Here is a 25,108-nt window from a genome sequence, read left to right on the forward strand (position 1 = left end):
GTGGTTAAAAAGATTAAATTAATGGAGGGCAGATTTAATATTCGATTTAATATTTTTTAAAGGGGGTATTACCAAAATTAAAGCAATTGAAGTCAATAAAAAAGACATAAAAAAGGAAGCCCCCGGAAAATTAAAATAACTGTTAGGTTTTGTAAAATAATTAAATAGAAAAGTCATTAACAACGGACCAAAAATAGCCGTAACGCTCATCAAAGACGTCAATCCTCCTTGCAGTTCACCCTGTGCGTTTGGAGGAACCTGATTTGCCACCAGACCTTGAATGGACGGCCCTGCGATTCCGCTTAAGGAAAAAGGAACCATGATGAGGTACATAAAGATACCGGAAGGAGCAAATGCATAAGCAAAATAACCAAAAATGGCCATTGCCATTCCAAAATAAATTGAATTTACAGGCCCTATTTTAGGAATTAGAATTCGGCTTAATCCTCCCTGGACAATCGCCATCATCAAACCAACAAAGGCAAGGGAATAACCGACGTGCACGGCGTCCCACTTAAATTTTTCCATGGTGTAAAAAGCCCAGGTGGATTGTAGCGAATAATGGGCCAGGTACACTAAAAAAAGAATTAAAATAAAGCTTCTCAAGACGGAATATTTAGTGAGTACTTTAAAGGTTCCGATGGGATTTGCCCTCTTCCAGGAAAAATCTCTCCTGTTTTCAGGTTTGAGGGATTCCGGAAGTATGAACAGACCAAAAACGACATTTGCCAATGCCAACACAGCAGAACCAAAAAATGGAACACGGAATCCAAATTGACCCAAGACACCTCCAAGCAATGGACCAATAATAAATCCCAAGCCGAAAGCCGCACCAATCAACCCAAAATTTTGGGCTTTCTTTTCAGGCTCACTCATATCTGAAATGTAGGCAGCTGCAGTAGTATAGGATGCACCGGTGATTCCGGCGAGAATTCTACCTGCAAACAACCAAACAATGTTTGGCGCGAATCCCTGAATGATGTAATCCAGACCAAACCCCAAGAGTGAAAGTAGCAAGACCGGTCGCCTGCCATATTGGTCACTGAGTGCCCCCATTACAGGCGCAAAAACAAAAAGCATAACAGAATAACTAGCTGACATCCAACCTGAATAGAAGGATGCCTCACTTAGATCACCTCCTGTGAGATGCTTAATTAAATCAGGCATTACCGGAATGATGATCCCCAGACCGGTTACGTCTATTAAAACTGTAAGAAAAATAAAAACGAAAGCCTTTTTCATGAAGCTGGAAGCCGATTAAGGCAACGAAGATAGGACTTTCTTCCACTATGTTTGAAGCGGAAGATTTGAATTAAATTAAAAACGTAAATGAAAAAGCTAATTCAATCAGGTTTTTAAAAACTTCAAGTATTGATGTTGCCCATTGGATTCAATACAAATCAGATATGTCCCCGGTATCAGGAATGAGGTATTGTAAGTGATAAGATCGCCCTCCATCAATCGAAAGAAATTATTGTCCAATTCTTTCAGGGACAAATCAAGTAAACGGACATTGACTTCAACCAGTCCTTTCAAGGAATGCTTAATTCTGAGTTCCGAATTTACAGGATTGGGGAATAACTTCCAATCCTTGTCAGAATTTTCAAAATTTAGGGTAACCCAATTGCTCAGAAATTCGTCACCATTAGAATTTTTTGCTTTCAATTGGTATTGTAATTCTCCAGCATATGGAATTTTTGTATCTACATAACTATTAGATCCAGGTAATAAACTTGCAATAGTTTCTGCACCAAAGTTTTCAGTTTTACGAATCAGATGATATTCTTTCAATTCTTCCTGATTGATTACGGTCCAATTCAACCTGGCCTCCTTACCTTTCATTTCACCAAATAAGACCACCTCTTCCAGCGCTAAAGGTCTTTGTCCGAATAATTGCGCTTCACTTAATAAATTGCAGTTAGGTGGAAGATTGTATGCAGCGACGCCGTCATCCCGTCTTTGTGAAGACCCCTGGTTAGCACTGAATCCCAAACCACGCCTGGCAAATACATTCCAAATTTCACAAACATTCACTCCACCAAATAAAAGGGAGTCTGCTTTTAAAATTGCATTTCTAGCATCTACAAAACCAGGATTACATGCTTGCAATTTCAATCCTTCCATGATCAATTTATTGGCTTTAATATTTCCAGCGTTTGAATTGGATTTATAAATATCCTGTTCGAATCCATATTTTGTAACAAGAGCCCAATTCAAATCCCAAATCATCGAACACCAAACATAACCAATTCCGTGAGGCTGTGAAATTTTTATAACATCTCTCAACATGTTGTAATCACCGGGACAAACGCTCAAATCCACTGAGTAAACTGTAGGTCTGACGCCCACCCCATAATATGGTTGGCCACTTGGCCAGGAACCAATACCTCTTGGTTTATATGGATGGTCATTTATCCTTTGGGTCATCATCAAACCAAAATAATCACTCCAACCTTCTCCTGCTTGTTCAGCATTTGACAAACAGTTTGAATTATTTGGCCCTCCTGTTAATCGGGTAGAAATACCGTGTCCATATTCATGTGCAACAATTCCTGCATCAAAATCACCATCCGCTAATGCTGGTAAGGTATTGGTCAAAGTAGCCTGAACTGGTAATGAGTTTCTTATTTTGTTACAGTCCGCTTCACTCAAACTTATGACCGGAATATTAACTAATGCCCCATATGATCCTTTCGGTAATGAATCAGGATATCCAGGACCAACTTTGCAAACCAGAGCCGCTAAAGCCCCGGCCTGTTGAGCTTGATAAGCTTTATATGAAGCTTCACAATTTCCTTCTTCAATTAGCGCAAAAGAACCGTTAATTGCGTAACCATTGACAAGAGTTTGGCAAGCATCATTTATATTATTTACATTGTCTATTGCCAATTCACATTTTGCACTTAAGTTTGTAGGAATTTTTCCTCCAAAACTTGCTTGTGAAAAAATCAGTGACTCGCTATTAACCACCAATTTATAGGCAGAACTTGGTAACAAGGTGACAAAAACCCCTCCTGCTAAAACATTTTTTATTTTTGTGCCATCCGATGCGCCAATCATTAAAACCGGAATGTTGATTCCATTTTTAAAACCACCAATTACAAAAGGTTCATGAGGTTCATTGTTGATGATAATAATTGCTTTTGCCCCGGCACTTTGAGCGCGAATAATCTTACTGTATAACGTGCAAGCTCCTCTATCTACCAAAGCAATGTTGCCATTTACCTGAGAGCCATTTACATAATTCGCACAGCCCAATGTAGGATTACCAGATCCATCATTTGCCAATATCAGCTGACCACTTAGAGGGGCTTTTATTTCTGGACCTATAGCTGCAGGCACATACATTATCTTTCCTGAAATTTGTGAAGGAGATTCAATGATGATAGAATCATAATTTGGTTTTTGCCACACATACATTTGCATATGTCCTGGATAACCATCCGGGGGAGTTCCAAAATTTGCATTATTTCTTGCCCCCTCAATAAAATCCAAACCTTCTGCAATCACATTGTCCAAATCCAGTCCACCTCTTCCAAAATTATTGTACTGAAAGTTTCCTGCCTGTTCATTGAAACCATACTGATACCAAACATCGTGCATGATGTTGTTCCAATAAAATAAATTTGTGATGGCAGAATTTTTATTGGTTAAGGGTGGCAATGATGGGTTGTAAGGAAAATCATAATCTATCAAAGGTCCTCCCACAGCTCTTGCCGCATCACCGCCAGTTGGATAATTGTCATCATCCATATCCTCATAAGCATCCACATTATTTCCCTGACTTGAATAATAATTTATAAAACCATCATGATGCCAACCAATAGGACTTGCATTTCCACCCTTAAGCCAAGGACTGTAAACGATACTTCTTGCCCCATGTGAAGGACTTTCAATTGGAATAGAAAAAACATTGTAACATGAATTGCAGGATGCTGAATTTTGAGCAATAGAAAATTTACTAAAAGCACTTTTCTCAGTAAAATGAAAATGATCAAAGGAGCATGATTTCATTTGGTTATCTTCAAAAAGAATGGACCCGGTTGATGCATCAATAATACTATTCCACCATTCCAAAGGTTGATTCCTTTGCCAGTAAATATTGTAGGCCGCTGTCAATTCTGTATTCAGAAAATAATAAACTTTTTTAAACTTAAGCAAGTCATTTTTACTTTTCCTGAACCCAAAGTGCTGCCATTGCGGCTCTGTGGAATTTCTATCCAACTGTGCAAAGGGTTGTTCAACACACAGATGACTTCTTAGGAATTCTTGAATTAGAAGTTCAGTTCTTTGTTCAAAATGAAATTCCTTTTCTGATAATTTGAGATGAGTTGGAAATCCACCTGTAGTGTAAATCAAATTACCTTTATCATCCAAGTGAATTGCCAAATCAAGACCAAACACAGGAATTTGATTTAACTCCATGCTAAAATAAACATGCGTTATTCCGGTCTGATCATCCCGATATTGAGAGGATATTTTAATTTGTCCAAACGGAGGATTCAGTTTCTTTGAATCCACTATACTTAAAATGTATTGTTCAGATAACTGAGCATTAATCTGAATGGAAAAAATTTGTAAAAAAGTGAATAGAAACAAAAAAAATCTCATGATTACTTTTCAAAATTTCCAAAAACCACTAATCCTTTGTGAATATAAGTTTAATAGAAATACGCTTGCAAATATACTTGGAATAAACTAGCATTTAACACATATAAACTAAAATAAAAAGAGGATAAAGAAACCTTGGTTACTTTATCCTCCAAATCACTTCACTTGCTATGCTTAATCCAATATTATCATCTTTCTGGTCTGTGTATTGGTATCAAAATCTACCTGATAATAATACACCCCTGACGTACCCAACATGGATTTTTCTATGATCCATTCCTGATAGCCTTTACTCATTTCCTTTGTACTGCGGAAATACACTTTTCCGGTCATGTCGTAAATCGTTAATTTCACTTCTCCTTTCTCAGGAAGTAACATACCGATCACAGTCGTTCCGTTCCATGGATTCGGCTCATTCTGCAACAACACAAACTCGTTTTGCAGTTTGCCCTGTGACCTCAACTCTATCCTGCCTTCCTCCAATCCTTCTCCTATACTTAACGCTGGTGTGATGCTGCTGCCTATGTGCATCATATCTGATACACGTGCATCTGCTTTGGCTCGTACTTTCACCGTAAACAATCGCTCTCCACTCTTTGAACTTCCATCCCAGCTGAAGGTGATTTTTCCTTCATTCACCTTGTGCATACTGTAATGTTCTTCTCCAAAATGATTGCCGCGATTACCAGTCACTTCCATCACTTCCATCATCTCTGCATTCCACTCCATCGTCATCTGGAAGCCTCTGAACTGGTCTATGTTGCTTGAGTTGAATTCTATCTCGTACACATTTCCTTTCTTCATTTCCTCATCACGGTAACTCAAATCCATTACCTTGCCACTTCGGCTCGTCGTGTTTTGATATCCGCGCGTCTTGGCTGATTCATTCACATCTCCCACTTTGATCCCGATGAAATTTCCTACTGTATTCGATGACATCGTAGGGATGTTGTACACTTCCGGGAAATTCTCCGTAAGCGCTCCCTCCGCACTTCCAAAACTGTAATACTCATCCACAAATCTCCAGCTCGTGTTGCCACTGATTTCTTGTGTCAATCCTAATATCAACTTCCTAAGATCTGCGATGTCTCGCGCCGTAACAGTCTTGCTTCTGTTTACATCCGCCGCTACCATTTTGTACGGTGAGGTGATCGGCTCTGTACCCAATATATGCTTCTGTATTTTTACAATGTCCGCTGTACTGATGCCATTCAACCAGTCATCGTTCTTCCCAGGTTTTACTGCATACGATCCACCTGTTGCGATCGGCCCAAATGCATATTCCCCTTCAAAGTTCGTACTCGTCGCAGGCATCGTCGATTGTTCCAGCAACACTCCTACTTTCTCTACTTTACTTCCTCCCTCTGTTTTGATTTGTCCGTTTACTGTCACATTCAAAGTCTGTGGACATTGTGGCTCACTCTGTGGATTATCCCAGATGATGATCACTGTCTTACATACTGAGGTATTGCCATTAATATCTGTTACCCACAGCTCCACATTTCTTGGTCCTATGCTGTCGCAAGTATACGTTCTGGACTTGTCATTCGTATCTGCACTGAAACTAAAGGTCACCGGATAACCGCAGCTGTGGCCTGAGTTTACATTCAGGTCGCTGGCCCATACCACCGCCATCTTCGTATCCGGCGTTCCGTTTCCATCTGTATCCATCCCTGTCAATCCAATGGACAAATCACGGTGACAGTATGCCGTCGGTGATTTGCAATTCAACAAGTTCACTACAGACTGACACTTCGCTGTATTGCCACATCGGTCTTCCACTTCCCATTTGATGATGTGTCTGCCTAATGGCCATGTACCGCTTGCTGTATTGTCTCCTATCGTTGCTCTTTCTATATCGATCGTACCGTCGCTGTTTAAATCTACTTTGTAGCGGTACAACAATTCCGATACATCCGTACAATCGTCTATGGCATCTATGCTCAGACTAATCGGTATCGGTCTGCACTGTACATCGTAGCTGCAGATTGTCGTATCCCGGCACAATTTGGTAATAATCGGATCTATTAGATTGCTCACCTTGATGATCTGTGTATCGCTGAAGATGACTATGTTTCCTAATCTATCCCGCTGACACCAGTCGATCAGTTTCCATACCCTGAAAATTTTAAAGCATGGATCTCCGGGTACCGTCTGTGAAAATACATGGTCATGATAGCTTAAACCTATCAGGCTGCATTCATCATCCACATACGTTGGAAAATTATACGGTGCACTCAAGCGCTCAGGGATCAACAAATCCGGATTGCAAATTCCATTTGTATCCAGATCCGCAGGCCAGGTAATCGACAGATAGGTCATCGGATGATGATTCTGTATTTCTATGCTCTGCACACAGCTTGCACTGTTGCCCTGTCCGTCCGTTACTGTAAATTCTCTGATGATCAGACCCATTCCACACTGATTCATTCCACTCGTATCTATTCGCTCACTCACTCTTGGGCTACAATTGTCATACGCGATTCCATCCTGCGGATGTCCGTTTATAATATGCCAGTAAATCGGATCTATTACTATTTTCTCACGATCCGCTTCATTGTCCACTACTTTACCAAATGAGGTCCCCAAATTATTCAGGTCTATGTCAAATCTGCAATCAACCAAGATATCCGGTGGACAACTGATCAATGGAACATCTTTATCCTGTACCTCCACGCTCACCATGCACACACTTTCGTTTCCGCTTGCGTCTATTGCTTTGAAGGCTACCATGATTGTCCTGCCTACATCCTCACAACAAAAGCCAACTTCAGGTCCCCAATCGTCTTCTCCTACTATGCCACACGCATCGGCATCCATTCTCCTCACTTCAAAATGATGTAAGTGACACTCATCAAAACTTCCATCGTCAAATACTTCTGCAGGCACCCAATTGATTCCTGCATCATTCAACGCCACCACTGTTCTTCTGTCGCATATTGCCACAGGTTCTGTATCGTCTTTTACTGTAACTATCAATGTATCGGTCGTTACATTATAGCAACCGTCATAGATTCTGTATATCACTGTATCTCGTCCAACTGGAAGGATTACTTTCCCGCCATTTTTTCCTATCAACGATCCTCCCGGATAACTGATGTCCACTCGCAATTTATCATGACATCTGTCATAAGCATCGATCGCAGGCAACAACACATCTGCTTCACAATCTCTGTGTCCTGTGGTCGCATCAAAATCGTATGGGCGATGTGTAATGATCGGACCTTCGGTGTCTTTGATCTGGATAAATTGTATGCCCAGAACCGTGAACTCCTGATTGCACCACCACTCTCTGGCGCGCCAGGTACGCATGATCTTATGCACACATCCGATATCTCCCAGATCCTGATCTTCATAATCTACATACATGTTGCAGATGAAGTCTATATTCGGCCATATCTGATAACCTTCCAAGGTAGGTATCCCTGTAATGCTAGGATGTGGATTCCCATTTGCGTCAAATCTCGAGATTCTGCTGCACTCCAGATCTACGATCTGATCCGGAAATACGATCGCATCGATGTCCGGTCTTTCCACTCTGATCAACTGTACACAGGTGTCGCTGATATTGCCATAGGTATCCGTAGAAATCCAGGTCCTTCTTACTTCTTTTATGTATTCCGGATTGCAATCCAGTTTCGTGGTCAGTTCATCCAGTAAGGTCACCGTGTATCTGCTGCAATCTTCTATCACTGCAGGATTGGCTGCATTCAGATTGAACTGGATACAACTCATGTCCTGATCCCTGCAGATAATCTCTGGGGCCAGTTTATCTTCTATCGTCACATAGGACCAACAGGAATTGCCGGTCAAAGTGTCGGTAACTTTAGCAATAATTGTTTTTCCCAAATAATGCGAATCCACCGGATTCGGAATTGGGTGATTGTAGTGGCTTAACTCAATAATTTTATAATCAGGACATATTCCACCGGTCAACAACATTTCCGGTGTGATGGTCACTTCACAATTTTGATCCAGGGATACATTTACGTTTTTACAAGAAATTGCTGGATTGGGTAAAACCGTTACATTAAAAGAGCAAACGTTTACACCACAGCAAGAGGTTGCTTCGTAGCTTACCGGATAAACACCGGGAGTTAAATAAGCAAAAGGTGGAGGTCCTGCTATTTGAACAATTTGAATTGGATCAGGTGTAAATACAAAATTACTGATGGTCAGTGTATTTTCAAAAGCTCTATTATCAGAGTTGACAACAAAACCGATTTGATCACCAGAGATCACGGGAATTGTTACTGAGCCATTAGCAAATGTTGCACCTGGAGGAATTGATAAAGTGACTCCTCCTCCGCTTGTAGTAAAGTAACCTGCTTCATCCAAAGCAAATCCGCCACCTTCCATTTCTGCTGTCCAATCAAAACTCACGGTACCATTACAAGGTATATTTTTTTCAATTCCGGTACTTTGTAAATATCCAGGCAATCCATTGTTAGAACCGGTAATACTTAATGTAGATGCATCATGGGTCACAATAGCATCCTGACCTGCTCCTGGGGTCTGATTGCTAAAAAAATCATTTCGAGTCCAACCGTTTGGTGCGAAAGGTCCAACAAATCCAGGATTGTAAGGACAGGGATCAGAAGCCGTAGGTAAATTCCATGCTACTACCACACCACAATCCTGGGGTTCCAATTGCACTTGAATGTCATCGGGACAACTAGTAAATAATGGTTTAGTAGTGTCTCTGACATTAATTTGAAATTCACATAAAGAAAATAGGTTTGAGCAATTTGTAGCAATGAAGGCTCCAAAATAAGTACCACAACTCAACTCATCACCTGGACGTGGTCCAACAACTGTTATAGAAGGAGCACCCAAAGCCTGTAAAGTCAAATTGCTTATCGTAAGACTGTCAACTCCACCCAAATTATCTGAATTCACTTCAAAGCAGATTCTGTCGCCTGCGGTAACATTCAATGTTCTGCTTCCTTGAATAAAAGATCCACCTCCTGTCGTAAGTACATCAGTTGTAGAGGTGGCTGTCAAAGCATTTTCGGTCATGATACGAGCTCGATCATCCGGAAATGCATCTGTATTGGACATTCTTGCTCTAAAATTGAACCTTAAAATACCCGTGCATGGAATATGAAAGCAATAATTATGTTGAGAATTCAAACCTGTAGTTCCGTTTGAGACACCTATTATGGTGATAGAATCATAACCATGGTAAATGTAAGGAGGAATAGTCCCTCCACCTGGACCGGATAGATAGGTAAACTTACTTATATTAATTGAATTGAATATAGATACAAAAGAACAATTTTCTATTACCCCCGGGGAAGCTATGGGGTTTGTCAATGTGCAAACTGCCGGATCCGTGATGTTTAATTCAATGATGCCAGTTGGGCATCCTGTTATTTCAGGTGCATCCTGATCTGGGGAACATAATATCTGAGCCCCTATTTCAAGACTGCTAAAAAGCAGAAGTCCGGTAATTAATCGTGTTGTAAATTTTATAAAAGCCATAGCCGAAACGTTTTAGTATACTTAAGGTATGCTATAACTCGCTATGAACTAAAGACTTATATAATTTGGGGCACTAAATAACAAGGCAAATATAACAATTATTTTAAATATGTATATTTTATTTACTTTATTTATCTACTCCCTAATTACAAGGAAAATAATAAGCAAATAATTTGTTTGGAGAGATTAACCTTTTGAAAATTCAAATGTTAACTTTTTGTTTTGCCTATTGAAGGAAATTAAAAAAAAATATCTTTGTTAATTAATAATTTATATATTAAATAAAGTAATTATATAATATTTATGGCCATCATCATTACAGAAGAGTGCATTAATTGCGGGGCCTGCGAACCCGAATGTCCTAATCATGCAATTTACGAAGGTGGGATTGAGTGGGCCATGGCGGATGGCAACACCTTAAAAGGTAATTACAAACTGGAGGATGGGTCTGAAGTAGACGTACACCAAAAGAACCAACCTGTTTCAAATGATTATTATTTCATTGTTCCGGATAAATGCACCGAATGCGTCGGCTTTCATGAAGAACCCCAGTGTGCAGCAGTTTGTCCGGTTGACTGCTGTGTTCCGGATCCTGATCGCAAGGAATCAGAAGAACAATTATTAAATCGTAAAAGTGCACTTCATCTGTAATGGAGTTATAGATTTAGATAAGTTAGCATGAAGTTTTAAAAATTCACTTCATACTCAAAACAGAATCTGTTCGATCTAGAATCTTCGATTACATCTTAACAAACTTCATTCTTCCCTTCCCTGTTGAAAAATTTAATTCAATCAAATAGATTCCTGGTTGCAAAGAAGATGTTTGGATTTCTGCACTGTCTTCAAAATAACTTTCTCCAGATTTAGACAGTATCTTTCCATTTAAGTCTATGATTTTCCATTCTGAGAACGCTTCATCAGATTTGATGTGCAGCAGTTGATTGACTGGATTAGGATAAATTAGGAATTGATCTTTTGTAATATTTACAGAAGACGTATTTAAGAGATCAACTTCACGAGTGTTGTTGTTTGATCCACAAATATTACTGACAGTTAATTTAACCGTATAGATTTTTCCTGAATCATATTGATGCACCGGATTTATTTCAGTACTGGTCTGTCCGTCTCCGAAATCCCAAAGTAAATCTTTCGTGTGACTGGACTTATCTTCAAAACTCACCGTTTTGTTTGGTCCTATGTAATAATCAAATGATGGACCCGGTTGATTGTAAATATAAACAGAAGTTGTCTTGGATACATCAAAATCAGTACCCATCACTCGCAAATTGACATTCCTGAAACCTGAAGAAGAAAATCTTACATTATGAGGGCCTACACCTGTTGCGGTTCTTGGCAATGACAGATTTCCAAAATCCCAACGGTAGGTGATTCCTGATCCTACTAAGGCAGTTGTTGAAAACTTAACTGTTTTGGAAATACAAATTTCTTCCGGATCAATTGAAAGCTGTATCACCGGAGTTTCTGCTAAACGTTCTTTCACATGTACGTTGTCTAAAAAAAAGTGACCGTTGACGCCCCTTAACAATCCTAATTGAATCACTATTTTCTTTCCTTTGAAATCAGCCAAATCAAAAGCTTTTGAATCCCAATTTGAACCAGATAAAGGCACCCATCTTAAATCAGACGATGTATCGACCGTGTATATATCAGATGCCCCTCCAAAAAAGATTCTGCTGGTCTTGTTTATTCCTTCACAGACTGTAATCACATCCACGTAAAAGGAATCCGGATAGCTTGTAAATCGGGTGTCCTTATGGTATGCGTAATCAAAATACAAAAATGGCTCTGTTGATTTACTTAAATCTATTGTGGTTGAAAACAAATCAATTGGATAGGAGCTGTAGCTATAAGCTGAACTCGTGAATCCAAGCATCTTGCTAATTTGATTATTCTTATCAATTTGATTTTGCTGAATCCAGTTTGATACAGGAATTGGGTTGACCAATTTCCAGTTAGCTGGAACTGAACTGCCTTCAAATCCTTCCAACATTGGATAAACACCTTGTTCATCCTCAACTTTTTGATTTTCTATTTTGATAAAGCTCGTGTCGTTGAAAACGTTTTCATCTGTATTTAATGAAACCCAAACAGGTATAGATTTTACCCCTTCAAAATCTAATCTCAAACCTTGCTTAAGTTCTATAATTACAGAATCTTTATATTTCAAAGGTGTATTGAAATTTTCAGTCACTTTATTTACTCCATCAAAATATTGAATGGAAAAACCTGAAACCAAATTTGCATTTCTATTATGAACAATAACTTCCGGTCTGACATAGGTGTCTGTGCCACAAGAAACAAAATTTCTGGACAACCAATTATTTCTAGTCTTCAACGAAAGATCATTTTTAATCAAACAGCCCACTAAAGTATCCGGCAAACCTATTGCCTTAAGTCTTCTTCCGAGAACGCCCTTTTGGAAGCCGGCTACGGAAAACCACCAATCATTTTTTGGATGATCAATCGATATGGTTGCCTGATTGGAATACACGATCGAGTGTGGTTGCATATAATTTCCCTGCAAAGTATAAATCTGAAAACTATCTTTTACGGATGCATTCCAGCTTAGTGTTACTTCATTTGGACAATACTTTAAAATTCTCAAGCCGGTCAGCGTACTTGAAATTGTAAAAAATTCACTTGTTTCTACGACGGCTCCCTGTTTGATTTCAATTAAGCAGGAATCGGAAATGATATTATTGGGCACGGTCCAACTGACCAGACGACTATTGCCCGGAACTCCTCGTACATTGTTCCAGGTTCTCCCGCCATTCGGTGAAAACCGAATAAAAATAGAATCTGAACTCAAGCTTTTGTAATGGATTTGTGTGACTTCAAGACTGTTGTATTTTTCCCCACCAATAGGAGAAGTTAAGCGCAACACCTTTTCATCAAAATGACTCAGTAAAAAAAATGGAACTTTATTATCCGGAAGAAATTTTCCTTTTATTCTGATGGTGTATTTACCAGCGACCGGATATGGAATGGTAATTTGTTCAAAATTATTCAAGCTGTCTATTCCTGGACTTGCCCCTGCAGCAAGAGTTGCAGAATTTGGTGAAGGATCCAATACCCAAGGCAGAACAATCGTTCCAGAAGGATTCACCAGTTCCATGTCTATATCATTAATCAAGACCCGATCAGCTAATAAAGAAGCCTCCTTTTCTGCCCAATAGATCATAAAATTAGCCTGCGCGACTCCATTCGGAATGTCTACAATAATTTCCTTTAATTCTGACTGATTGATTTCCAGGTTCTGATAGTTCTTACTCTCAAGGCACTTATAAGCACTGTAGGCGTCAATGACTCCGAAACCAAAAACATAATCCGGACCAGGCGTTCCAATATCAGTGGCTGTATTCATCAAAGTTGCCTTAATCAAAGCAGACGGAGGGTTAATACCCTTATTAAAATTTTTATATGCCTGGTAAAGCAAAGCTGCCGTTCCTGCCACTCCTGGAGATGCGGCAGAAGTTCCGCCACCAACCTGATAGATATTGCCATCCTGTGTACTCAATTGACCATTACCCCTGGAAGCTACATCAGGCTTTAACCTTCCATCCTTGGTTGGTCCCCTGCTGCTGGAAGGATCAATCAATCCATTGATCTGCACATTTGCTGCGGTAAGCACATTCTTTCCAATTTTGTGCCCCCCGGTTATATTGCCCCACTGGTTACCTGCACCATAACCACAATTTTGATTGTTCGAATTGCCAGCTGAAAACACATGCAACAAACTTGGATTTTCATAAATCTGTTTGTCTACAATTTGTGTGATCGCAGTGTATCCCAAATTACACCCATTGGAATAGGATGAATTTGTAATCACTACTCCATTTTGCTGATGAAGATCTAATGTGGCATCCAAAAAGTCATCCTGATAATTAATCACAAATAATTCCGCAGCAGTAGCCATTCCAGAAATTACAGGATCAATATTTCCTGCTCCACACACGATGCCACTTACCATGTCACCATGAGTTCCATTGGAGCCGTACACCTGATTATTTATTCTGCCCTTAAAATCTACATGAGGCCCGACAAAACCATCGTCTCTTACACAAACTTTTACTCCTGAACCGTCTAAAAAAATATTCTCTTTAGTATTCGAAGTAATCTGGTTAACTCTATGAAGAGTCTTGCCCTCTCTATCTTCGGGCTCTCCAGGCTCCGGTGCACAGGATACATATTGAATCCAATACTGATTGATAAGATCCCTTATTTTGGAGGTCTCACATTCTACATACAGCATTCGGTAAGGCTTAGCATATTTAAGAATATTTAGTCCATAGCCGGATACCAAAGAAAGAATATTGTCTTCCTGAATCAAAGGCATGTGCTGAATCAACAATACTGATTTTGAACCTTTCGATTCTGAACAAATTTCACCATTAAAAATTTGTTTGGTGCATTTATTTCTCAAGTCTATTCTAGAAATGCTCTTCACCCCGGGTAAGTTGCTGCGAAATGAAATACCCTTCTTAATTTTTGCCAAGTAACTTGATTGTCCAACAAATTCAAGTAACTGAATGCCTTCCAGAGCCAATCCTGTTTTTTCCTCTGCTCCCGGCAAAACTGAAAATTTAATTATCCTGTATGCTTCATCCATCGGTTCATTTGCGTTCTCCTCATATGGGTTTCTGTTTAATTGAGCGAGCAGACCGTACATCGAAATGCTAAAGAAAATTAACGATAATAAAGCAACCTTACCGATGGTTTTCTTTGAAGTGATGCATTTCATAATCTAGTCTTTTTTTTGATCCGGTGAAGAATTTTGAGGAAGCAAACTTACAGCTTTGATGCAAGGGTGATTACAGAGGTCAATAATATTGGACATGGAAGTTTCCATTTTAATAAAATCATTTCTGGCAGATTCCACTTTGCCATAGTCATTAAATTCACTAATGGGTACCGAACCAACCGTTTGAATAAGCAAGATACAACGAGAATTGTCATTTGGCTTTATATCTTTTAAAATAATTCCTCCCGCTAATTTTTCATCCGGTGGAATGACAGTCAATTTTGAAATTACTGTTTTATCCAAATTTTTTTCTGTCCAGTTTTTTTTCCAAAGGCCCAGATAAAGCTTTTCAAATACAAATTCCTGAATGACTATGCCATTTGACTTCAAATTTAATTTATCAGCATCCGTAAGCATCCGCTTGGTTTCAATCTTACCGTATTCAAATTTTCCACATGAATCCTTGTTAAGCTTATCAAGATTAATGGCACTGCTGCAAGACGAAAAAATGAAAACGAATGAATAACTATATATTAAAAACTTCATTTACTTAGATTTGAAAAAATTTGATTTAAAAAATGTATAAAACTACTTTTTCTAAAGCCCCAAATGAGCCATAAAATCAGGGCAAGACTCATACTAAAACCCAGAGAAAACATAGAGATAAACGTATTCAAACCGGACATGTTGTCATCGGTGAGCTCATAAACCCCAATGCGGGCGTTTGAAATGTTAAATAAAGCCAATAAAAGAACTTTGATTAAAAGAAAAATAAAAAGTATCATCAAACTGATGGATAAGCCTTTGAACTTTTGATTTGCAGCCATAGGAGTTGCAACAAAAATTGAAACCAAAAAAAGGAGCGGAATGGTAAACATTTCAAACAACTTAAACTGAGTTGATTTGGTTGGCATTGTCGCAAATCCCTGTCCGGTTGCGCGGGCATCCTCGAGTGCTTTCTTCATCAGAAATGGATTCCCATATACCAAATACATCATTGTTCTATCTTCCTTTTTGCTGACAGGATCTACAAATTTCTGAGTTTCAATTTCACAGGAAGGCAGTGCATTGGAAACAACCAGTTCAACAGATTTTCTAAAAAAAACATGCCATGATGAAAAAAAATTAATTTTCGAAAAAGCATATACCCCTACCCCATATGTCACAACAAACAGCAATATGAATCGGAGCAAGGTTTTAGTCATTGTTGTGAGCAGTTTTTTTCATCACCCATTGTACCCAAATCAACCACATGATGACACTGATTAAAAGAAAAGCGATGACCCCACCATGCAGGTGAAAAAATTCAAAGAAAGCCGGCCAGTGAATTCCAGCCAGATACAATCCTGCAATACGGATGATATTTAACACAAACAAAATAGAAAGCCCCACTATCAATCCTGTTATTTTAAATTTTCTGGCCACCAGAGGTAATGAAATTACAGCGATTGCATATAATGCAGAAGCTTCAATCCCATCACATCCTCCTTTGATGCTTACTCTAAACTCATCTCCTTGAATAAGGTCACCTTCTATGGTGGTTTTATAACCCATTATTGAAAGTAAAACACTCGCAAGATTGGCTTGAAAATTTAACAGTGCCGGCATAATGTACAATTCATACATCGGTGAATAGTAGAATCCATAAAACAACACTATCAAAGTAATGAAACTTGATAAGAATTTTACGATTGGTGATAAGCTAGACCACCTTTCTTTTAAATTAGTTAACATGGGATGAATCTTGATTTAAAATTCTCTTCTTGTTTTTTGCTTCTTCAATAAGTTTATCTTTTATTCTAACAAACATAGGATCTTCACTTGCTTTATATAATTTTACAGAACCTAAATTCCAGCCATCTACTAAAAGTATTGCATCCTTAATTTTTAAAACGAAAGTGTCTTTTCCATGATTAAACCAAGCATCTGCCTCAAGGCGAAAATATGGTCTTGCTGCATTGAAATAATTTTCAAAATCAACGGTATCCATAAGAAATGGCTTTAAGCCTATGCTGTCAAACTGATGAATAAGTAATCTATACTGTAACATTAATGAATCATGATAAATTCTATATCTGTTTGTGTCGTTAGCTAATTCCATTTCTTTATTAAATGCAAAATCACTAATAGTGGCTAAAGCAAGTGTTTTTACGATTCTATCCTTATTATAAAACCTATCTATAAAGAGAGAAGAGTCCTTCGTAAATACCGATTTTAAAACAATATTAATTAATTTAGTTGGGGTCATGATGTCCTTTTTCGCCTGACATCCAAATTGAATAAGACCTACAAAAAAAACAACAATTGTAAAATTTAAAAAATTCTTCATAAGATTCAAAAGGTATTAATTTCTAGTTACGTACAAATAATTTCATGGGTTTGTTGTTGATGGCTACCAATACTCCTTGTTTCTTCTCTCTTCCAATTTTTACAGGCACCATATTGCGCACATCAAATGGAATAAAAAATCCACTTTCTAGAACTGGCACAACCTTAAAACCACCCTTTCCATCTCCGGCAAATAATTGCCCTATAGATTGATCTGCTCGCTGTGTTTCATATTCAGAAGCATACCAATTGCCTCCAATCAAAAGATCTTTTTTACCGTCCATATTATAATCCTCGTAAATGATGCCCTGGACAGCTGAAATCTGTGCTTCAAAAGGAAGTAATTGTTCTGTAAATGCATTTCCGTTTCTAAGAAATACTACTGATGCAAACTGATTGGCTTTCAGATGAACTCCATTTTCCTTTTGCTCTCCCAGTATTTGTTCAATGTTGGCATTGGCAAAATCCCTGTAGGATGGAAAATTCTTAACCACATCGGGTAATTGCTCTGACGAACATTGTCTTCCTCTAATGGGAACCACACGATCCTTGAGATGTTTCGCAAGAAACACATCAAAAGTTGTATTACCATCAAAATCATTGGCGTATACTTCAAGAGGTTTTTCAATCGTAGGTTGGAATTTATAATTTTGTCCAATATTCCCTACAATGTAATCCATTTCTCCATTGCCATCAACATCCGCTTCCACTATTCTATTCCACCAGCCGGTAGATTGAGGTACGTTAAACAGGGTGGTGTCCCGAAAAAATCTTCCATCTTTTTGAATTAGAAAAGTAAGTTTCATCCATTCTCCCACGACTACCAAATCTTTAAATCCATCTTTATTCACATCAGATACCACGGCATCCGTTACGAGACCCAACTTAGAAAATCCGGGACCTGTTTCTACGGAAACATCTTTGAACTTGCCTTTATCATTGCGTAGTAAAAAACTATTTCCGGGTAATGGATAATAATTAGGAATGACCCTGCCACCTACAAAAATATCTTCATCCCCATCATTGTCATAGTCAAATGCCTTTACACACATTCCGCTCACTCCAATCTGTGGCATGTCTTTCATTTTTGTAAAATCTCCCTTTCCATTATTCAAGTAAATACGATCCTGGTAGTATGAATAATTTACCGGTTTTTCAGTGCCCCCACTGACTACATACAAATCTTTATCCCCATCTGCATCTGCATCAAAAAACTTAGCTCCGGTATCTTCATAAGCCTTATCGTCCTGAAATACTTTTTGTTTTTTCTCTATGAATTTTCCATTTGCATTTTGAAGGTAAATGGCTCCGGGTTGGTCCTTTGCCCCACCAATAAAAAAATCTTCGAGGCCATCTCCATTAACATCTGCGACTTCTATGCAAGGCCCATTCATAGATAATCTGTGTGGCAATAAAACCTGAGGTATAAAATCATTGAACACATTCTCCTGATGAGTATAAACAGGACTTATCAATTCATTGGTCCGATCACTGAAAAGTGTTGACACTTTTGCAGGAGCATGACCTTGACTTTGTGATCCCTGGTATGAAATTGTGATAAGCTGATTGGTTTTAATGGAGTTCAGGTAACTCATTTTTCCATCTGTCCACAGGACTTTTACACTGTCAACATTTTTGTTTTGTCCACATCCAAAATGAAGTATGGGCTCTACTGAAGATTGGTACCCCCTTACTGTCTTGAATTGTTCTACTATTTTTTCAGCCCCTACATAAACTTCAACTTTGGCTCCCAGTCCAAATCTGTTGTTGGAAGGGCCGTCCAATTTAATTCGCAAATAGTTATTTCCTCTTATGTCATTCCTGTATAGAAAAGCTTTTTCATCTACATTGCTCACTACCAAATCCAGGTCTCCATCATTGTCCAAGTCCGCGGTAACAGAGCCGTTAGACCAACTGGGTTCTTTGATTCCCCAATCGTCCATTTTTTTGCTAAACTTTAGATTGCCCTCATTTTTGAAAATATAATTCACCAACTTTACTTCCGGATAATTTTCAAGAAGACTCAGCATTGGTGCGAGAGTTGTGTTATTGTTGTTCTTTTTTATGGCTTCATTTAATTGGGCATCCGTTTTTAAGATGGCATCATTGTCAAAGACATCACGTCTATAACCATTGCTGATAAAAATATCTCTTTTACTGTCATTGTCAAAATCAGACATTAAAACTGCCCAACTCCAATCCGTACTTTTCACCCCTGCGAATTGTGCAACATCGCTAAAAAAACCATTTCCACGGTTGAGCTGCAACATATTTTGCATGTACTGAACGTGCACTCTTCCACTTGTGAAATATTCATCCCACTGAGCTCCCCGCACCATTGGAGACATGGAAACTTTCGCACGCCAATAATCGTCCGGTAACATCTCCACACTCATGATGTCTTCCAGGCCATCATTGTTAATGTCTGCAATATCGGTTCCCATGGCGTAAAATGCGGTATGATTGGCCACCTCCCTGATAGATTCTTTAAAATACTTGCCTTGCTGATTCAGAAAGCAATAATCATTCTCGGTAAAATCATTGGAAAAATAAATATCCTGATAACCATCCCCATTCAGATCCGATACGGTTACCGCCAAGCCATATCCATAGGTTTCCCAAAGTCCCATCTCTTTACTTACATTAGAGAAAGTGTTGTCACCATTATTTCTGTACAAACTGACTTTATTGGCAGGGTCGCCGTTTTTTCTACCGTCCAATACATCGAAAACCGTTAGCGAAAATCTATCAGGTCGATTGGACACGACCAAATCCAGGTCATTGTCATTGTCGTAATCAAAGAAATTAGCCATGATGGAAAATCCGGCATCGTCGATCCCGTATTTAGCACCTTCTTCCTTAAAAGTGTTGTTTTTTTGATTGACAAAGAGTAGATTTTTCCTTAATTCAATCGGTTCGATACTGGCACCACGACAAACGTACACATCTAAGAATCCGTCGTTGTTAATGTCCACCATTACCACTCCGGTATTCCAACCCTTAGGTCCGTCAAGAATCCCGGATGACTTAGAGATATCTTCAAATTTAAAATTTCCTTTGTTCAAATAAAGTCGGTCATCCACCTGATTTCCGGTGAAATAAAGATCTGTAAGACCGTCATTGTTGATATCTCCTGCTGCCACTCCTCCCCCATTGTAAATGTAGTGGAAAGTTAAAAAACTAAAATTTACATCCTCTTTGAGGTTATTTGAAAAGTCAACTCCGGACTCTTCTGATTCTATTTTAATAAATCCACCGGAGCTTGCATCTGAGTCTGCCCCGGCTTGTTTTTGGTCGGCCTTATTACATGAGTAATAAGAAAAGGAGAAACAAATGGCAAGTAAAAGCGGGTAATGGCACTTTTTCATGAGGAGATATTTAAGTCCGCAAAGATAATGTACTATGCTTAAAAACCCTTAAAAATCAAGGAGCTGAGCCAGATAAAGAAATAAAAAATGCCCTCCACAAATGAACGTGGAAGGCATTTTTATAAGTTTGGAAACTAATCTTTTTTGTTAAAAAGCATCAGGACATGTATTAGGTAGGCTATAACGGGAACTGCAACCAGCATTCCTATAATATCAGATGTAGTGAATTCACCCCAAATCAAATAGATAAGGAACCATCCAATTATTGCCAATACGAAAGAAATCCAAAACGCCTTTTCAAAAACTTCTTTTAAAAAAGGAAAATGCATGATTATTTTGTAATCGTAACATTTTTACGTGAGAAGTTGTAAACAGTTACAACAGCAAGAGTCAACAATACTAATCCGAATAAGAACAATCCCCACTGAGTCATAGTTGGAACCGGAGTACCACCTAATGTAAGGAATGCGTTACGGCAAATAGTAAAACTAAAAGCTTGGTTAGGTGGACCAGAAGTAGCTATAAAAGCACAGCTAGCTTTTGGAGTCCAGTAAGCACAAGCAGCTCCACCCCATGCTCCACCTGGCTGATACCTAACATAAGCAGGATCAAGGGTAGTAGCATTGGCTGGTGTTCCATCCCAATCCCAACGAGCAACAGCAGTATTAGTTGGCGAATTCACCCCAACACATGAAACCCAATACTTAACACCTGGAACCAGGTTAAAAGAAACTGGTAATTCATCAACAACTAGCGCACCAACTCTCTGGATAGAACCAGTTGCAGTTCTTAAAGTTGCTCCAGGACCACCACCCACGGCTTGAGTAAAATACCTAACTTCATAGCCTTCAGGTGTCCACGGAGTATTGCCGCTGTTAAAATTAGCAGCAACTACACGTTGACCTGAAACATTATAATTAGGAATAATGAAGTCATTGGCTAACTCAACAGAAGCTCCAGTTCCTACGAAATTAGCGTTACGAGTTGACACCAACCAATTACCATCACCTTGGAAACCATAGGCTGGTAAGGCTTGATCGCATCTAACTGCAGGCTGAGAACCAACAGGAGTACTGAAACCAGAAAGTTGGTCACTGGCCTGACCGAAAACATTCAAAGCTACAAAAGCTTGAACAACAAATAAAAGTAATAATTTGGATACCTTTTTCATCATGATTTGGTTTTATTATTTTAAATTAATTTTGGTTGCTTCGTTAAAAATCAACACCAAATCAGATAAACACATGCGCCATGATAAAGGCAGAATGAGTATAAACTGTTTTGGTTATTTACGTTATAGACATTACTATCTATGAGGCGAAAGTAGTGTGCGCTGAAACTATAATATATACTGCTAAATGGGTATTTTTCATATATTGAATTACTATAATATTGAAACCATTTATTTTCATACAATTACCTTCAAAGTTTTCAGACATTTCAAATTAAATATTGAAAAATAATTATGAATGATGGGCATTGATGGATGAAATATTTGTCCACTTTTGGACTTTCCTTAAACATGCACTGAAATTAAATCCAATTTTGGACCAGCCACCACCCTCTTACATTTCGGTCATACATTATACAAGGTAATCTAAAAAGTCTCATTGGCAAGCCCAAAACAAGAAATAATAACTAAAATAGGTTATAATTAATTGATTATATGGTAGTTATACTTTAACTTTTCACAATTCATCTCTTACTAGCCATAATAGCTTTAAATGAAAGTCTCTTCTCGAAATTCGTTTAACTTCTCCTCCGCGCGAATTTCTTGCGAGGAGTCTTGCATTTGTTGGTCTTTTGACTCTCACTGCAAACTCTAATGACAATCCTGGGATCAACAAAGGGCACCTTAATATTTTGGATGTATTGGGTTGGTAATTTGTATAATCCATAAGAGAGTAAGGCGTTGGATTGGATGTTTGGAGAATGATATCCTACAGACTTAAATTTTTTCCGGACAGGAGCGTGCCACTTCCCGGCCTGTTTGGTCTTTCAAAATTTTAATTACATAACCCAAATCCTCCATAAAGAAGTACCTGTCAGGAATTTCCATGCTTTTTAGGACGCCTGACAATTCCACATCTCTGTCTTCTGCAGTACTAAATCCCTCACTTTTCAGCCTTACTGATCCATCCGGCTGGTAGATAACAAAGTAATATTTGCCATTGCTGTGCATAAATAGAGAAACCTGATTAAGTTTATCATTGATGTGGTGGCCCAGGTATTCTCTGCACGGTAAATAGGTATCCTTACTTGCAAAGACCTGACCCAGAATCAAGTCTGAAGGCAATGCATTCATATTGTGATTTTTACTAATATGTTTAAGATGTTCCACCACAGGAACTTTAGTTTGGTATTTTTCCTGACTTATCAAAGCCCAGGTTTCCTCTATAGTTTTCTTTGGACACGATCGTCCAATTTCCAGGTGATTAGAAGCCGTCAAGCAGAGGAAATAAGCGCCATGACCTTGCTCTAGCTTAAAACGCTCGCGATGACTTCTGCTTTCGATCACTGCTTTAATACCCTGATCCCTTGCCACTAAAGTAGGATATCCTTCACTGCGCAACAGAACATGCCAAGAAGAATCCATCCATGCAAAATAAAATTTCCCAGTAATCTCATGGTAGAAGCAGATAAAATCCGGATGATTGCCGGACAGTTGATCCGCGTGTTTTTCATATTCACTACAGACCAAATAATCATCCTCTTTGTTCACTTGCCTGATCTTGCTTTCATCTCTTATCATTACAAAGTTTAAGTAACAGAAACACTAAACTAAACACAAATCTCAACGAACCACATCATTTTATAAGTCCTACCTTTCTTAATCCAGTATCTATCACCAACTATTTTTTACGATTCATACATGACCTCCAAGCCAAAAATTGTCGATTACCTTCGCAAGGTAAATGAGGAAACTATTCACAATTATCATCAATAAAACTGGCCGCATCAGTATATTCACAATGATAGTAGGAGATATCAAGAGCTAAATTCACAATTAACTTTCCAATAAAGACAGCATTCGGACCTCCATCAGGCAATAACTTGCCATCAATTGCTCCTTCAAATTTAACACTTTGCAATACAGCTTTGGGGTCAAAAAGACGTGTAAGCAATCCGTTTAAGTTTGCAATTTCCTGTGCCTTTAAATTAATGTGTATTGGACTTGCGGAACCTAAAAATTTGGTCACCTCATAAGAGCTAAGTTTTAAAAAGTTGTGATATTCCTGACCTTCCGGAGCTATCACATTCATTGAATATTCAACAAATGGCGCATTCTTAGGATTTGCATCAGGTTCTATTTTTAATTTAATTGATTTTAATGTTACCTTAATTTTTTTTGCGTCAGAGGGGATGTTCAAGGCTTTCTGAACATCATTTTTCGTAACAACACTTTCCCATTTCTTGTTGTCATATGTATTTAGATTTAAACTTAATGGAATAATTCTCGTCTCTGATTCATAAACTTTTATTACCCCTTTACATCCATAGAAAAAATTTACTACGATAAATGCCAAAATCAAAATGTTAAAGCGATATATTGTTTTCATTTTTCAATTTTTAACTGTCAAAGACTAAAATTTTAAAATTATTCCTGTTTCTGCCATTGGAAATTTTGCATAACTGATTCCTAAATTGAATCGAAGCATCTTCCCAATTTTTACACCACCGCCTAAACCCGCCATTATTGGGAAATCATTATTAATATTGAATTCAACTTTCTCCCCACCTTCATCCGGATCGGTTGTATAATTGACATCCATATTTCCAAACTGATAACCAATCCTGCCAAAATAATAAAAATATTTAAAATCCTGACCGCCATCCAAGGTAATCAAATTGTTGGTAACGTAAATCCTACTGCCAAGTTTTATACTTTGGAAAGAAAATCCAGCATTTACATAATATTTATTGATCTTAAAATAGTGCCCCACGTCATGTCTTAAGGCCACTCCCAGGAGTTGAAGCTTGCCAAACTCTCCCCCAAAATTATATGCCAAGAACCTAAGATTTAGGTCGGAATGGAATATACCTCCTATTGCAATTTGAGGTAAAGCAAACGGAACATACTTTACATTGATTCCTGCCGGAAATGTATAGGACAATCCATTTGTATCTGTAACTACTGTAATTTCCGAATTTCCTACAATCGTTGAAGCTTTAACAGTTTGCTCAGGTGAGAATGGATCGTGCGTAGTGGCAGAGAAAGTTTTTAGGTTGTCGGTAACGAGTCCCGCTGACCCAACCAAGCTAAATTTAATATAAAAACGGTTGTCAATTTTAGGATCTGTCACCAGTCCCGTATTGAAAATCCCAGTCAAAATATCAGAAACCGGTTGAATATAACCCTCTTTATTCTTGCCTAGATAATTGTCCAGATAGTCGTCAATGTTTTGCGCAGACACATAGCTATGAGAAATAAACAACAACAGCAAAATTGATAATGTATATTTCATAATATTTTTATTGCTAATTTAAGCCAGTAAAGGTCATAAAATAATGATAATGATCAGTTCACAATATGATTTTTAGATTTTTTTGTATA

At 38.3% G+C, this 25,108-nt stretch carries 14 protein-coding genes; 1 reads left to right on the forward strand and 13 read right to left on the reverse strand.

The genetic code is table 11. From position 1 onward, the window contains the following. Positions 1-18: 18 nt before the first annotated feature. From IPJ53_12525 to IPJ53_12535, 3 genes are all read right to left on the reverse strand, one after another. Positions 19-1,242 carry a TCR/Tet family MFS transporter gene (locus IPJ53_12525; protein MBK7799926.1) on the reverse strand — a complete coding sequence of 408 codons (1,224 nt, stop codon included), beginning with the start codon at positions 1,240-1,242 and terminating at the stop codon, positions 19-21. A gap of 105 nt (positions 1,243-1,347) precedes the next feature. Continuing rightward, complete coding sequence (locus IPJ53_12530; GenBank protein MBK7799927.1) at positions 1,348-4,611, reverse strand: M36 family metallopeptidase; 3,264 nt, start codon at positions 4,609-4,611, stop codon at positions 1,348-1,350. 174 nt (positions 4,612-4,785) lie between these two features. Next, on the reverse strand, positions 4,786-10,095 hold the full coding sequence (locus tag IPJ53_12535) for a T9SS type A sorting domain-containing protein (protein ID MBK7799928.1): 5,310 nt from the start codon (positions 10,093-10,095) through the stop codon (positions 4,786-4,788). 303 nt (positions 10,096-10,398) lie between these two features. Here IPJ53_12535 and IPJ53_12540 point away from each other — a divergent pair, with 303 nt between their 5' ends. After that, on the forward strand, positions 10,399-10,746 hold the full coding sequence (locus IPJ53_12540; protein ID MBK7799929.1) for a 4Fe-4S dicluster domain-containing protein: 348 nt from the start codon (positions 10,399-10,401) through the stop codon (positions 10,744-10,746). An 88-nt stretch (positions 10,747-10,834) separates the two neighbouring features. Here IPJ53_12540 and IPJ53_12545 read toward each other — a convergent pair whose 3' ends face one another. The 10 genes from IPJ53_12545 to IPJ53_12590 form a co-directional block, all read right to left on the reverse strand. Further along, positions 10,835-14,857 (reverse strand): S8 family serine peptidase, encoded by a 4,023-nt coding sequence (locus IPJ53_12545; protein ID MBK7799930.1) that lies wholly within the window; start codon positions 14,855-14,857, stop codon positions 10,835-10,837. Positions 14,858-14,860: 3 nt separating this feature from the next. After that, positions 14,861-15,403, reverse strand: coding sequence for a hypothetical protein (locus IPJ53_12550; protein ID MBK7799931.1), 543 nt, complete (start codon positions 15,401-15,403; stop codon positions 14,861-14,863). After that, positions 15,400-16,062, reverse strand: coding sequence for a hypothetical protein (locus tag IPJ53_12555; protein MBK7799932.1), 663 nt, complete (start codon positions 16,060-16,062; stop codon positions 15,400-15,402). Before IPJ53_12555 ends, IPJ53_12550 begins: the two co-directional genes overlap by 4 nt. Next, a complete protein-coding gene (locus IPJ53_12560) occupies positions 16,055-16,591 on the reverse strand; it encodes an archaeosortase/exosortase family protein (protein ID MBK7799933.1) in 537 nt (178 codons plus the stop codon). The genes IPJ53_12555 and IPJ53_12560 overlap by 8 nt, the downstream gene beginning before the upstream one ends. Further along, on the reverse strand, positions 16,581-17,186 hold the full coding sequence (locus tag IPJ53_12565) for a hypothetical protein (protein MBK7799934.1): 606 nt from the start codon (positions 17,184-17,186) through the stop codon (positions 16,581-16,583). The genes IPJ53_12560 and IPJ53_12565 overlap by 11 nt, the downstream gene beginning before the upstream one ends. A gap of 22 nt (positions 17,187-17,208) precedes the next feature. Then, complete coding sequence (locus IPJ53_12570) at positions 17,209-20,553, reverse strand: VCBS repeat-containing protein (protein ID MBK7799935.1); 3,345 nt, start codon at positions 20,551-20,553, stop codon at positions 17,209-17,211. A 331-nt stretch (positions 20,554-20,884) separates the two neighbouring features. Then, positions 20,885-21,670, reverse strand: coding sequence for a hypothetical protein (locus IPJ53_12575; protein ID MBK7799936.1), 786 nt, complete (start codon positions 21,668-21,670; stop codon positions 20,885-20,887). An 831-nt stretch (positions 21,671-22,501) separates the two neighbouring features. After that, positions 22,502-23,305, reverse strand: coding sequence for a hypothetical protein (locus IPJ53_12580; protein ID MBK7799937.1), 804 nt, complete (start codon positions 23,303-23,305; stop codon positions 22,502-22,504). Between the two features lie 172 nt (positions 23,306-23,477). Continuing rightward, entirely contained in the window at positions 23,478-24,113 is a 636-nt protein-coding gene (locus tag IPJ53_12585; protein MBK7799938.1) for a hypothetical protein, read from the reverse strand. A 24-nt stretch (positions 24,114-24,137) separates the two neighbouring features. After that, on the reverse strand, positions 24,138-25,019 hold the full coding sequence (locus IPJ53_12590) for a hypothetical protein (protein MBK7799939.1): 882 nt from the start codon (positions 25,017-25,019) through the stop codon (positions 24,138-24,140). Positions 25,020-25,108: the final 89 nt, after the last annotated feature.

The sequence above is a fragment of the Candidatus Vicinibacter affinis genome, assembly GCA_016714365.1.
GTDB lineage: Bacteria > Bacteroidota > Bacteroidia > Chitinophagales > Saprospiraceae > Vicinibacter > Vicinibacter affinis.